Raw genomic sequence first — 13,677 nt, 5'->3', positions numbered from 1 at the left:
ACAGGCGAAACGGTTGCCCCGCACCACTCCTACGAAGGATTCTCCCCACGAATCGTTGCCAGCACTCCGTCCAATTCATCCGCCTTCACCAGGACATCCCGCGCTTTGGACCCCTCGCTGGGCCCCACCACGCCGCGGGACTCCATGAGGTCCATCAGCCGGCCCGCCTTGGCGAAGCCCACCCGCAGCTTGCGCTGGAGCATCGAGGTGGAGCCGAACTGGGTGGAGACCACCAGCTCCGCCGCCTGGCACAGCAGATCGAGATCGTCGCCGATCTCCTCGTCGATCTCCTTCTTCTTCGAGGAGCCGACCGTGACGTCGTCCCGGAAGACCGGCGCCATCTGCTGCTTGCAGTGCGCGACGACGGCCTTGATCTCGTCCTCGGTGACGAAGGCGCCCTGCATCCGGGTCGGCTTCCCCGCTCCCATCGGGAGGAACAGCCCGTCGCCCTTGCCGATGAGCTTGTCCGCCCCGGGCTGGTCCAGGATGACCCGGCTGTCGGCGAGGGAGGACGTCGCGAACGCCAGCCGCGACGGGACATTGGCCTTGATCAGGCCGGTGACCACGTCCACGCTCGGCCGCTGGGTGGCCAGCACCAGGTGGATCCCGGCGGCCCGGGCGAGCTGGGTGATCCGCACAATCGCGTCCTCGACGTCACGCGGCGCGACCATCATCAGGTCCGCCAGCTCGTCCACGATCACCAGCAGATAGGGATACGGCTGCAGCTCCCGCTCGCTGTCCTCGGGGGCCTTCGCCTTGCCACTGCGCACCGCGGCGTTGAAGTCGTCGATGTGCCGATAGCCGTACGCCGCCAGATCGTCGTAGCGCAGGTCCATCTCGCGGACGACCCACTGGAGCGCCTCCGCGGCGCGCTTCGGATTGGTGATGATGGGCGTGATCAGATGCGGGACGCCCTCGTACGCGGTGAGCTCCACCCGCTTGGGGTCGACCAGCACCATCCGCACGTCCTCCGGCGTGGCCCGCACCATGATCGACGTGATCAGGCAGTTGATGCAGGAGGACTTGCCGGAGCCGGTGGCGCCGGCCACCAGGATGTGCGGCATCTTCGCGAGGTTGGCCATCACATAGCCGCCCTCGACGTCCTTGCCCAGCGCCACCAGCATGGGGTGCTCGTCGCCCGCGGCGTCGGCGAGCCGCAGGACGTCCCCGAGATTGACCATCTCCCGGTCGGTGTTGGGGATCTCGATGCCCACCGCGGACTTGCCGGGGATGGGGCTGATGATGCGCACGTCCGGGCTCGCCACGGCATAGGCGATGTTCTTGGTGAGCGCCGTGATCCGCTCGACCTTGACCGCCGGTCCGAGTTCGACCTCGTAGCGGGTGACCGTCGGTCCGCGGGTGAAGCCCGTGACGGCGGCGTCCACCTTGAACTCCGTGAAGACCGTGGTGAGCGAGTCCACCACGGCGTCGTTCGCGGCGCTCCGCGTCTTGCCCGGCCCGCCGCGCTCCAGCAGATCGAGGGAGGGCAGCGCATAGGTGATGTCCCCGGAGAGCTGGAGCTGTTCGGCGCGCGGCGGCAGCGCCTCGGCCGGCTCGGGTGCCCTCCGGGTCAGATCCGGCACGGCACCGGGACCGTCCTGCCCCGCGGCCGGCTCCTTCCGCATCCGCCCGCCCGCCGGGACGGCGGGCACCGCGGCGGTCTCCTCGGCCCCCCGTGCCCCGGGCACCTCGGCGGTGCGTTCGGCGGAGACGCCGTGGCTCAGCCCTGCGACCACCGGCGAGGGCTGCACACCGTGCAGCACGGCACCATCGACGGACGCGGCACCGGCAGCCGCCGCGTCCACGGCCTCCGACGGCCGTCCGGCGGACTGCGCGCCGCGCGCCCGGCGCGGCTTCCGCCGTCGCGAGAGCGCCTCCTCCTCCGCGCTCTCCCGGTCGGCCGCCGCCGCGCCCGCCCGGGAGGAGCCGCGGCGCTCCCCGCGGCCGAGCGTCCTGCGCCACTCCTGTTCGTACGCCACGTCGTCGGGCGCCGGAGCCACCTGTTCCGCCACGGCGGCTTCCAGGATCCCCAGCCGCACACCGAGCAGCCGGAGCCGCTGCGGAATGGCGTTGACGGGCGTGGCGGTGACGACCAGCAGCCCGAAGACGGTGACCAGGACCAGCAGGGGCACGGCCAGCACGTCGCCGACCGTGAAGATCAGCGGCTTGGAGGCGGCCCAGCCGATCAGTCCGCCGGCGTCCTGGATGGCCGCGGTCCCCTCACCGCGCCCCGGGGAGCCGCACGCCAGGTGGACCTGCCCGAGCACCCCGACGACGAGGGCGGAGAGGCCGATGACGATGCGCCCGTTCGCCTCCGGCTTCTCCGGGTGCCGGATGAGCCGTACGGCGACGGTGGCCAGCAGCAGCGGCGCGAGCAGATCCAGCCGGCCGAAAGCTCCGGTGACGAGCATCTCCACCAGGTCTCCGACCGGGCCTTCGAGGCTGGACCAGGTGCCGGCCGCCACGACGAGGGCCAGGCCCAGCAGCAGCAGTGCCAGGCCGTCCTTGCGATGGGCCGGGTCGAGGTTCCGGGCGCCGCGCCCGATGGAGCGGAAGAGCGCACCGACCATGTGGGCGAGACCGAGCCACAGGGCCCGCACCAGGCGATAGACACCTCCGGTCGGCGACGGCGCGGGCCTGGCCGCCGCCTTCTTCGCCGGGGCCTTCTTCGCCGGGGCCTTCCCGGTAGGCGCCTTCTTCGCGGATGCCTTCCTGGGGGCCTTGGCGGCGCCCGCGGCACGGCCACTGCGCGCCTGAGAGGTGCCCGCTGTGCCGCGGGAACCCTTGCCGGACGTACGTGAGGCCATGGGGCGAGGTTACCGGTGCCGGGCGGACGGTACACGCGTGGCCACCGGTTGACCCTTTCGTGTCGCGCGCCCCCGGCGGCATGACGCGGCGTCAATCCGGTCAGCTCTGCTGGGGAACCGCCCCGGTGCCGGGCTCCAGGGCGTCCAGCGCCCTTCGCAGACCGGTGAGTTTGCGCTCCAGATGAGCGGCCGTGGCCACGGCCGCCGCGTCCGCCGAGTCGTCGAGCTGCTTGGAGAGGGCCTCCGCCTGCTCCTCCACCGCGGCCAGCCGCGCGGAGAGTTCGGCGAGCAGCCCGGCCGGTTCCGCGGACTCGCCGGGCTCGGGACGACTGCCCTCCAGTTGCGCACGCAACAGTGCCGCCTGTTCACGCAGTTGGCAGTTCTTCATGTAGAGCTCGACGAAGACCGACACCTTCGCCCGCAGGACCCACGGGTCGAAGGGCTTGGAGATGTAGTCCACGGCGCCCGCCGCGTAACCGCGGAAGGTGTGGTGGGGGCCGTGGTTGATGGCCGTCAGAAAGATGATCGGGATGTCGCGGGTCCGCTCCCGCCGCTTGATGTGCGCCGCGGTCTCGAAACCGTCCATGCCCGGCATCTGGACGTCCAGCAGGATGACCGCGAAGTCGTCCGTCAGCAGCGCCTTGAGCGCTTCCTCCCCTGACGATGCCCGTACCAGTGTCTGATCGAGCGCCGAGAGGATGGCCTCCAGCGCCAGCAGATTCTCCGGCCGGTCATCGACCAGGAGGATCTTGGCCTTCTGCACCATGGCCCGTCCTCCTCGCCCCGGCGCGGGGCCTCCCCTGCTCGATGAGCGCGGGGAAGCACCGGAGGCCGCCCCAGGGGACGACTCCCTTGCGCCGCCCGTCCTTGTGCCGGTCATCGTAACCGCACCCCGCCTGTCGCCACACCCTGTCACCGTGATGTCACTGTGCACGCAGCGGAAACGCCACGGAAGACCAGAAGGTTCCCCGGATGGGACGTTCCCACACCTGTGTGCGACGTCAGTCAGCACGCGGGCGCATCCACTGTTCCATGACTGTCAGCAGATGATCCGTGTCGACCGGTTTGGTCACGTAGTCCGAGGCCCCGGCGCCGATGCTCTTCTCCCGGTCCCCCTTCATCGCCTTGGCGGTGAGCGCGATGATGGGAAGCCCGGCGAACTGCGGCATCCTGCGGATCGCGGCCGTCGTCGCGTACCCGTCCATCTCGGGCATCATGATGTCCATCAGCACCAGCACCACGTCGTCGTGCTGTTCAAGGACCTCGATGCCCTCGCGCCCGTTCTCGGCGTAGAGCACGGAGAGCCCGTGCTGTTCCAGCACGCTCGTCAGCGCGAACACATTGCGGATGTCGTCGTCGACGATCAGCACCTTCTCCCCGTGGAAACCACCGCCTCCCGAGCGGGGCACCACCAAGTCCTGGCCATTGCCGAGCCACGCCTCGGGAGGCACCGGACGCGGCTCCTCGGAGACCTCCTCCGCCGGCGGCACCGGCGGGAGTTCGGGCCGCGACTCCGCGGCGCGGCGGCGTCCCAGGGCCCGTCCGGCGGCGGCACGGCGGGGCGCGGGCCGCTCGACCGGCGTCCCCTCGCCGATCTCCGCGACCTCCGTCCCGCCCGCCGTCCCGTCGGACACGGCGTCCGCGCCGCGCCGGCCGCGGCCCCGGTCGACGGACACGGGTGCGAGCTGGGGGTAGCCCTGCGGCGGGAGTTCACCGGGATTGAGCGGCAGGTAGAGCGTGAAGGTCGAGCCCCGGCCCGGTTCGCTGGCGGCGTGGATCTCGCCGCCCAGCAGCCGGGCGATCTCCCGGCTGATGGACAGGCCGAGACCCGTGCCGCCGTACTTGCGGCTGGTGGTGCCGTCCGCCTGCTTGAACGCCTCGAAGATCACCCGCATCTTGCTGGCCGCGATGCCGATACCGGTGTCGGTGACCGAGAACGCGATCATCGGGGCGTCCATCTCCTGCAGCGACCCGTGCTCCAGGAGCTGCTCGCGGATGGCGTCCGGCACATCGCTGCCGGCCGGGCGGATGACCAGCTCCACCGCGCCGCCGTCGGTGAACTTCACCGCGTTCGACAGCAGGTTCCGCAGCACCTGCAGAAGCCGCTGTTCGTCGGTGTGGAGTGTGCCGGGAAGCTCCGGCGAGACCCGCACGGAGAAGTCCAGCCCCTTCTCGGCGGTGAGCGGACGGAACGTCGCTTCCACATAGTCGACGAGCTGGACCAGGGCGATCCGGGACGGGCTGATGTCCATCTTGCCCGCCTCGACCTTCGACAGATCGAGGATGTCGTTGATCAGCTGGAGCAGGTCGGAACCCGCGCCGTGGATCGTCTCGGCGAACTCCACCTGCTTCGGCGAGAGATTGCCGTCGGCGTTGTCGGCGAGCAGCTTGGCCAGGATGAGCAGCGAGTTCAGCGGGGTCCGCAACTCGTGCGACATGTTGGCCAGGAACTCCGACTTGTAGCGCATGGACACGGCGAGCTGTTCGGCCCGCTCCTCCAGCACCTGCCGCGCCTCCTCGATCTCGGTGTTCTTCACCTCGATGTCCCGGTTCTGCCGGGCCAGCAGCTCGGCCTTCTCCTCCAGTTCTGCGTTGGACGCCTGGAGGGCCTTCTGCCGGTTCTCCAACTCCTCCGAGCGGTCCTGGAGCTGCTCCGCCAGTTCCTGCGACTGCTTGAGCAGCACCTCGGTCTTGGTGTTGACGCTGATGGTGTTGACGCTCGTGGCGATCATCTCGGCGATCTGGTTGAGGAAGTCCTTCTGGATCTGCGTGAAGGGCTGGAAGGAAGCCAGCTCGATCACCCCGAGGACCTGACCCTCGAAGAGCACCGGCAGGACGATCACATGGGCCGGCGGGGCCTCCCCCAGCCCCGAGGAGATCTTGAGGTAGCCGGGCGGGGCGTTCTCCACCAGGATCACGCGCCTCTCCTCCGCGGACGTACCGATGAGGGACTCGCCCGGCCGGAAGACCGTGGGCATCGCCCCCATCGAGTACCCGTACGAGCCGATCATGCGCAGCTCGTACGAGCCCTCGTCGTCTATGGCAGCGACCTCGGTGCTCTCCGAATCGGCCGGAGCCGCGAGGAAGAACGCCCCGTGCTGCGCGGAGACGACCGGGGTCAGCTCGCTCATGATCAGCCGGGCGACGTCGGCGAGGTCGCGGCGGCCCTGCATCAGACCGGAGATCCGGGCGAGGTTGCCCTTGAGCCAGTCCTGCTCCTTGTTCGCGAGCGTGGTCTCGCGCAGGGTCGCGATCATCGTGTTGATGTTGTCCTGGAGTTCCAGGATCTCCCCCGCGGCGTCCACGTCGATCTTGAGGTTGAGGTCGCCCCTGGTCACCGCGGCGGCGACCGCGGCGATGGCCCGCACCTGCCGGGTGAGGTTCCCGGCCATCTCGTTCACCGACTCGGTGAGGTCGCGCCACGTGCCGTCCACGTCCCGCACCCGGGCCTGGCCGCCCAGCTGGCCCTCGGTGCCCACCTCGCGGGCCACCCGCGTCACCTGGTCCGCGAAGGAGGAGAGCTGGTCCACCATCGTGTTGATGGTGGTCTTGAGCTCCAGGATCTCGCCGCGCGCGTCCACGTCGATCTTCTTGGTGAGATCGCCCTTGGCGACCGCGGTCGTCACCATCGCGATGTTGCGCACCTGGCCGGTCAGGTTGGACGCCATCGAGTTCACCGACTCGGTGAGGTCCTTCCAGGTGCCGGAGACGCCCGGCACCCGCGCCTGGCCGCCGAGGATGCCCTCCGTGCCCACTTCACGGGCGACCCGCGTCACCTCGTCGGCGAAGGACGAGAGCGTGGTCACCATCGTGTTGACGGTGTCGGCGAGTTGCGCGACCTCGCCGCGCGCCTCGACCGTCACCTTCTTGGTGAGGTCGCCGTTGGCCACCGCGGACGACACCTGGGCGATGTTCCGCACCTGGATGGTGAGGTTGTTCGCCATCAGGTTGACGTTGTCCGTCAGGTCCTTCCAGATGCCGGACACGTCGCGCACCCGGGCCTGGCCGCCCAGCTGCCCCTCGGTCCCCACCTCGCGCGCCACCCGCGTCACCTGCTCCGCGAACGAGGAGAGGGTGTCCACCATGGTGTTGACGGTGGTGACCAGGGCGAGGATCTCGCCCTTCGCGTCGACGGTCACCTTCTGCGACAGATCACCATTGGCCACCGCCGTCGTCACCTGCGCGATGTTCCGCACCTGGGTCGTCAGGTTGTTGGCCATGAAGTTGACGGACTGCGTGAGGTCCTTCCAGGTGCCGGAGACCCCCTGCACCTCCGCCTGGCCGCCGAGGATGCCCTCGGTGCCCACCTCGCGGGCCACCCGCGTCACCTGCTCCGCGAAGGAGGAGAGCTGGTCCACCATCGTGTTGAGGGTGTTCTTGAGCTCCAGGATCTCCCCGCGCGCGTCCACGTCGATCTTCTGCGAGAGGTCGCCCCGCGCGACCGCCGTGGCGACCTGGGCGATGTTGCGCACCTGAGCGGTCAGATTGCCCGCCATGCCGTTCACGGAGTCGGTCAGATCCCGCCAGACACCGGCCACGCCCGGCACCTGCGCCTGACCGCCCAGCCGGCCCTCCGTGCCGACCTCGCGCGCCACCCGCGTCACCTGGTCGGCGAAGGCGGACAACTGGTCCACCATCGTGTTGATCGTGTTCTTCAGTTCGAGGATCTCGCCACGCGCGTCGACCTCGATCTTCTGTGAGAGGTCGCCCCGGGCGACGGCCGTCGTCACCTGCGCGATCTGGCGCACCTGCGAGGTCAGGTTGCCGGCCATGAAGTTGACGGAGTCCGTCAGGTCCTTCCAGGTGCCGGACACCCCGTCCACCCGGGCCTGGCCACCCAGCCGGCCCTCGGTGCCCACGTCCCGGGCCATCCTGGTGACCTGGTCGGCGAAGGAGGAGAGCTGGTCGACCATCGTGTTGACGGTGTTCTTCAGCTGAAGCATCTCGCCGGAGACGTCGACCGTGACCTTCTGCGACAGATCACCGTTCGCCACCGCCGTCGTCACCTGCGCGATGTTCCGCACCTGACCGGTCAGATTGCGGAACGCCGTGTTCACCGAATCCGTCAGGTCCTTCCACGTACCCGCCGCGCCCGGCACCTGCGCCTGACCACCCAGCTCACCCTCGACACCGATCTCCCGGGCGACCCGGGTCACCTCGGCACCGAAGGACGACAGCTGGTCCACCATCGTGTTGACGGTGTTCTTCAGCTCCAGCATCTCGCCGGAGACGTCGACCGTGACCTTCTGCGACAGATCACCGTTCGCCACCGCCGTCGTCACCTGCGCGATGTCCCGCACCTGACCGGTCAGATTGCGGAACGCCGTGTTCACCGAATCCGTCAGGTCCTTCCACGTACCCGCCGCGCCCGGCACCTGCGCCTGACCACCCAGCTCACCCTCGGCACCGACCTCCCGCGCCACCCGGGTCACCTCCCCCGCGAACGTCCGCAGGGTCTCCGTCATGGTGTTGATCGTCTCGGCGAGCTGCGCCACCTCGCCGCGGGCGCTCACCGTCACCTTCTGCGACAGATCGCCGTTCGCCACGGCCGTCGTCACCTGGGCGATCCCGCGCACCTGCGCCGTCAGATTGCCCGCCATGATGTTGACGGAGTCCGTCAGGTCCTTCCAGACGCCCGCCACCCCGGGCACCTGCGCCTGACCGCCCAGCTCACCCTCGGTGCCCACCTCCCGGGCCACGCGCGTCACCTCGGAGGAGAACGAGGAGAGCTGGTCGACCATGGTGTTGACGGTGTTCTTCAGCTCCAGCATCTCGCCGGCCACGTGCACCGTGACCTTCCGCGACAGATCACCCTTCGCCACCGCCGTGGTGACCAGCGCGATGTCCCGCACCTGAGCCGTGAGCCGGTACGCCATCGTGTTGACGGAATCGGTCAGGTCCTTCCACGAACCCGACATACCCCGGACCTTGGCCTGTCCCCCGAGCTTCCCCTCCGTGCCCACCTCGCTGGCCACCCGCGTCACCTCGTCGGTGAACGCCGACAGCTGGTCGACGAGCCCGTTGACCGTGCGCCCGACCTTCAGGAACTCCCCGCGCAACGGGTGCGCCGCCCCGTCCGGGTTCTGCGACCGCAGGTCCATGCGTTGCTCAAGGTCGCCCTCGGACACCGCCGACAGCACCCGGCCGACCTCCGAAACGGGCCGCACCAGATCGTCCACCAGCGCGTTGGTCGCGTCGATCGCCGCCGCCCACGAGCCCTCGCACGGGCCGGTCTCCAGCCGCTCCGTGAGCTTGCCCTCCCGGCCCACGACCCGGCGGACCCGGGCGATCTCGCCGGTCAGCTGCTGGTTGCGGTCCGCCACCTCGTTGTAGACGGCCGCGATCTCCGCCATGGTGCCGTCCCCGGAGACGGTCAGCCGCTTACGGAAATTGCCGTCCCGCATCGCCGACAACGCGGTGAGCAGCCGGTTGAGCGCCGCCGTGTCCACCTCGGTCGTCCCGCCACGAGAGCGTCCGCTCTTCGCGCGCGTCCTGGTGCTTCGCGCCGCTGCGCCCGACTCCACCGCGTCCTCCTGCTGGGTTGACCGTTCTCCCCGGACTCATGAACCCGCCCAGTGTTTCACCCCGCCCCAGCCAGGCCATAACAGTTCGGCAGCATCGCACACCGTCCGACGGCACTCTCCGGGGGGAATCACCCGCGACCGGCATCCTCGCGGACGGCGAAGGTAAGTAACCTTGCATGCGGCTGTCCACCTCCGGCCAAAGCACCGGCGGTGAAGCACGTGACTCAAGAGGCCGGAGGGGCACGGCTGCGAGCAGCCCGGCCAGAGGGAGTGGGATGAAGGAGCGGGGCGAGAGCCTGGTCCGGCAGGACGACGCGGACCGCGGCACCGGCCGCCTGCCCGACGGCCCCGGCGGCCCCTCACTCCCGCACGCTCCTGCCCTGCCCGGGATGCGCTCCCCCGGCACCGAGACCTTCCCGAGGAGACCAGTGATCACCGCGCGGGCTACGGCCACCTTCGAGCCGGTCGGGCGCTCGGTCGCCAGCGCCCGCGCCTTCGTCCGCGACACCCTCCAGGGCTGGGGCCACTCGGACATCGTCGACGACGCGGTGGTCCTCACCAGCGAACTCGTCACCAACGCCGTGGTCCACGCCGGCACCGCGGCCGACGTCCTCTGTCTGCGCGCCGACGACAGGGTCCGCATCGAGGTCGCCGACCGCTACCCGGAGCGCGACGTCCCCCTGCAGCACAACGCGGCGCAGGCCGCCAGCCCCGACCGGGAGGGCGGCCGCGGGCTGATGCTCTGCGGAGCGATCGCCGCCGGCTGGGGGGTGGAGTACAGCTCCACCCACAAGCAGGTCTGGTTCGAGCTCACCCTCCCCGAGCGCCCCGCGGGCACCCGGTCGGCGGGTCCCGCCCTGCCCACCGACGCCCTCCCCGTCGCCGACGCCCGGGTCCGGGTCGCCGTCGTCCAGATCGATCGCGCCGGCGCCGTGAGCTCCTGGAACGAGGACGCCGAGGTCCTCTTCGGCCACGAGACCGAGAAGGTCCTCGGCAGACCGCTCACGGACTTCGCCGCCTGGCCGCACACCCCCGGCACCGGCACCGGCATCGCCGAGGCCCTTCAGCTCTCCCGCTGGGAGGGCTCCTACGGCATCCGCGCGGCGGACGGCCGGGTCGTCCCCGTCTACGCCTCCCATCTGCGGGTCCGGGATGCCGACGGCTCCCCCTCCACCGTCTGCCTCCTCGTACGCGACCACGAGCGGGCCGTGCTGCAGACGACCCTGCGCACCACCGTCCCAGAGGGCCCGGCCGGTTCCGGAGACCGCCCGGGCACGGCGGCGGACCCGTTCGAGGTCTTCATCGGATCTCCGGCCCCGGACGACCTCGACGGCCTCCTCCAGCGCACCGTCGAACGCGCGCGCGACATGCTCGACGGTGACGCCGCCTACCTGCTCCTCGCCACGGACGACGAGACCGAACTGGAGGTCCGCGCCTCCACCGGCCTCCCCTCGGCCCGCCAGCGCTTCGCCCGCGTCCCCGTCGAGGCGGGCACCGGGCGCTACGGCTCCGCCCGGATGCCCGCCGTCCACGAGGACCTCACCGTCGTCCCCGGTGCCGTTCCGCTCCTCGCCGGTACCGGCATGCGCTCCATCGTCACGGTCCCCCTCAAGGTCGAGGGCCGGCTTACCGGCTCCCTGGGCGTGGCCGCCGAGGCCGCCGGCCGCTACAGCAACGAGGAAGCCCTGCGCCTGCAGTTCGCGGCCGACCGCATCGCCCTCGCCGTGGAACGGGCCCGCCTCACCGAACTGGAAAGGCTCCGCCGCGGCTCCCTCTCCTTCCTCGTCGAGGCCTCCGACCTGCTCGCGGGGACCCTCGACCGGGACCAGACCCTGGCACTGATGGCCCAGATGACGGTCCCCACCCTCGCCACCTGGTGCGCGGTCTACACGGTCGCCGACCAGTCCTCCGAGCCCGAGCTCTCCTATGTGCTGCACGAGGACGAGGACCGGATCGACGGCCTCAAGACCCTGCTCGGCAAGGTCCCGCCACCCGACCCGGTGCCGGCCCCCGGCGCCCGCGTCTGGACCGCCCCCGGCGACGCCGCCCACTCGGCGGCCCTGCGCAGTTCCCTGCGGAACCTGGGTATCGGTGACGACTCCGGCGCCGCACACGGCCCCGGGCCGTCACTCGCCACGGCGTCCGCCGTCGGCGGCGAAACGGTCGTCCTGCCGCTGGTGGCGCGCAACCGCGTCATCGGGATGCTGACGCTCGGAAAGCCGTCCGATGAGCACTTCCGCCAGGAAATCCTGGAGCTGGCCGAGGACTTGTCCCGGCGGGCCGCTCTCGCCCTGGACAACGCCCGCCTCTACTCCGAGCGCACCGCCATCAGCCAGTCCCTCCAGCGCAGCCTGCTGCCTCCGGAACTCCCCGATGTGCCCGGCGTCGAGGTCGAGGTGATCTACCGCGCGGCCGGCGAGGGCAACGAGGTCGGCGGCGACTTCTACGACCTCTTCCCCATCCGCGACGGCGCCTATGGGTTCGCCATCGGCGATGTCTGCGGCACCGGCCCAGAAGCCGCCGCCGTCACCGGCCTCGCCCGGCACGCACTGCGGCTCCTCGCCCGCGAGGGTTTCGGCGGCCCCGCCGTCCTGCAGCGGCTCAACGACGCCATCCTGGACGAAGGAGCCCGCAGCCGCTTCCTCACCCTGCTCTACGGCGAGTTGTGGCCCCAGCCGGACGGCAGCGCTCTCCTCAAGGTCGTCTGCGCGGGCCATCCGCAGCCGCTGCGCCTGCGGCAGGACGGCACTGTAGAGGCTGCGGCGGAGCCGCAACCGCTGCTGGGTGTCATGGAGGATCTCGAGCTCTACGCGGAAGAGGTCACCCTGGCCCCCGGTGACGTCCTGCTGTGCGTCACGGACGGGGTCACCGAACGCCGCGAGGGGACTCGGATGCTCGGCGACGAGGGGCTGGCCGAGGTCCTGACGACGTGTACGGGCCTGACGGCTGGCGCCGTCGCCGCCCGCGTGCTCCGCGCCGTGGAGCGCTTCGCCGCAGAACCCGCCTCGGACGACATGGCGATCCTCGCGATGCGGGTCCCGGAGCCGCCCACCGCCCCGGCCGCTTGAGCCCGGACATGCCGAAGCCCCCGCCTCGCAGCGGGGGCTTCGGCTCTGAGCCCCAATACGGAATCGAACCGTAGACCTTCTCCTTACCATGGAGACGCTCTGCCGACTGAGCTATTGGGGCGCGGCAACGGGATAGATCATACCCGAGCCCCGGAGCGCTCCCGACCACTCCCCTGCCGGGGCACGGGACGCAGCAGTCCGCCCAGAGCATTGCAGACGGACACCAGCCGCTGCAGCTCCCGCCGGGAGGACGACGCACCGAACGGCAGCGCCAGGCACTCGTCCGCGGCACGCTCCGTCTCCGGGAGCCAGAGGTCACGCCGGAAACCGGGAGTCCTGTGGAGTGGTGTCTGCACGGGCACCCGGCACGCTATCCCCTTGCCCCGCAGCACCATCGCGAACGCGTCCCGGTCGGGCCGGCCGTTGCCCGGTACGCGTACCACGTACTGCTGGTACGTGTGGCTGGCCCCCGTCGCGACGCGCGGGGTGCCGACGCCCCTGAGCCGGGCACTCAGGAAGGCGGCGTTGGCCTGGCGGCGCAGTATCTCCGCCGCCGGGCTCTCGTCCTCCTCATGATCCAGGAGCAACAGGCCGTGACGCCGGGCCGTTTCACCGATCGCGGCCAGATCCGCGCGGTGACCGAACTGATGGACCGGCAGAATCACGGCGGTGGCCGGAGTGATCGCGTCGGCCACCGACTCCGCCGAGAGGCAGAAGGAGGCGGCGTCGATGTCGGCGAACACGGGTGTGGCGCCGGCCGCCCGGACGGCGTGCGCCACGTCCGGGGCCGCGAACGACGGCATGACCACCTCGTCGCCGATGCCCACACCCGAGTCCGCCAGAGCCCGCTCAAGTCTCTCCGCTGCACGTCCCATAGCTGCAGATGATCCGGGGCCAACATGAACACCGAGTAGCCCGGAGGACAACGCGAGAAAGCCCTGTTGGGAACCGGAGTTCCCGACAGGGCTTTCACAAGAATTGTTCGGCGGCGTCCTACTCTCCCACAGGGTCCCCCCTGCAGTACCATCGGCGCTGAAAGGCTTAGCTTCCGGGTTCGGAATGTAACCGGGCGTTTCCCTCACGCTATAACCACCGAAACACTATGAAACTATACGAACCGGACGGCAACACAGTTCGTTGTTTCAGAACCAACACAGTGGACGCGAGCACCTGAGGACAAGCCCTCGGCCTATTAGTACCAGTCAACTCCACACCTTACAGTGCTTCCATATCTGGCCTATCAACCCAGTCGTCTACTGGGAGCCTTAACCCCTCAAA

Annotated in this window: 5 protein-coding genes, 1 tRNA gene and 2 rRNA genes; 1 reads left to right on the top strand and 7 read right to left on the bottom strand. The window is 70.2% G+C overall.

The window, feature by feature from the left end; genetic code table 11:
• Positions 1-29 precede the first annotated feature (29 nt).
• The 3 genes from KBZ10_RS27925 to KBZ10_RS27915 form a co-directional block, all read right to left on the bottom strand.
• A complete protein-coding gene (locus KBZ10_RS27925; protein ID WP_210990524.1) occupies positions 30-2,807 on the bottom strand; it encodes a DNA translocase FtsK in 2,778 nt (925 codons plus the stop codon).
• Positions 2,808-2,907: 100 nt separating this feature from the next.
• Complete coding sequence (locus tag KBZ10_RS27920; protein WP_210990523.1) at positions 2,908-3,573, bottom strand: two-component system response regulator; 666 nt, start codon at positions 3,571-3,573, stop codon at positions 2,908-2,910.
• 235 nt (positions 3,574-3,808) lie between these two features.
• Positions 3,809-9,331: a HAMP domain-containing protein gene (locus KBZ10_RS27915; RefSeq protein WP_210990522.1), complete on the bottom strand. Its 5,523-nt coding sequence runs from the start codon at positions 9,329-9,331 to the stop codon at positions 3,809-3,811.
• Positions 9,332-9,720: 389 nt separating this feature from the next.
• On the opposite strand from KBZ10_RS27915, the gene KBZ10_RS27910 reads away from it, so the two are divergent.
• Positions 9,721-12,399, top strand: a complete 2,679-nt coding sequence (locus tag KBZ10_RS27910; RefSeq protein WP_210990537.1) for a SpoIIE family protein phosphatase — start codon at positions 9,721-9,723, stop codon at positions 12,397-12,399.
• Between the two features lie 48 nt (positions 12,400-12,447).
• On the opposite strand, the gene KBZ10_RS27905 is transcribed toward KBZ10_RS27910, so the two are convergent.
• The 4 genes from KBZ10_RS27905 to KBZ10_RS27890 form a co-directional block, all read right to left on the bottom strand.
• A tRNA-Thr gene (locus tag KBZ10_RS27905) sits at positions 12,448-12,520 on the bottom strand.
• A gap of 16 nt (positions 12,521-12,536) precedes the next feature.
• Entirely contained in the window at positions 12,537-13,325 is a 789-nt protein-coding gene (locus tag KBZ10_RS27900; protein WP_282107895.1) for a DegT/DnrJ/EryC1/StrS family aminotransferase, read from the bottom strand.
• A 54-nt stretch (positions 13,326-13,379) separates the two neighbouring features.
• Positions 13,380-13,496 (bottom strand): 5S ribosomal RNA (rrf, locus tag KBZ10_RS27895).
• A gap of 75 nt (positions 13,497-13,571) precedes the next feature.
• Positions 13,572-13,677: ribosomal RNA gene (locus KBZ10_RS27890) — 23S ribosomal RNA — on the bottom strand; the annotation flags it as partial.

Origin of the sequence: Streptomyces sp. F63 (genome assembly GCF_018070345.1) — a bacterium.
Classification (GTDB): domain Bacteria; phylum Actinomycetota; class Actinomycetes; order Streptomycetales; family Streptomycetaceae; genus Streptomyces.
Note: the sequence above shows the minus strand (reverse complement) of the source record. Positions and strands in the feature narration are given on the sequence as shown.

Bases quoted from the DNA above. Each gene is read 5' to 3' on its own strand.
- KBZ10_RS27925 (WP_210990524.1), bottom strand. From the start codon at position 2,807: ATGGCCTCACGTACGTCCGGCAAGGGTTCCCGCGGCACAGCGGGCACC.
- KBZ10_RS27920 (WP_210990523.1), bottom strand. From the start codon at position 3,573: ATGGTGCAGAAGGCCAAGATCCTCCTGGTCGATGACCGGCCGGAGAAT.
- KBZ10_RS27910 (WP_210990537.1), top strand. From the start codon at position 9,721: ATGCGCTCCCCCGGCACCGAGACCTTCCCGAGGAGACCAGTGATCACC.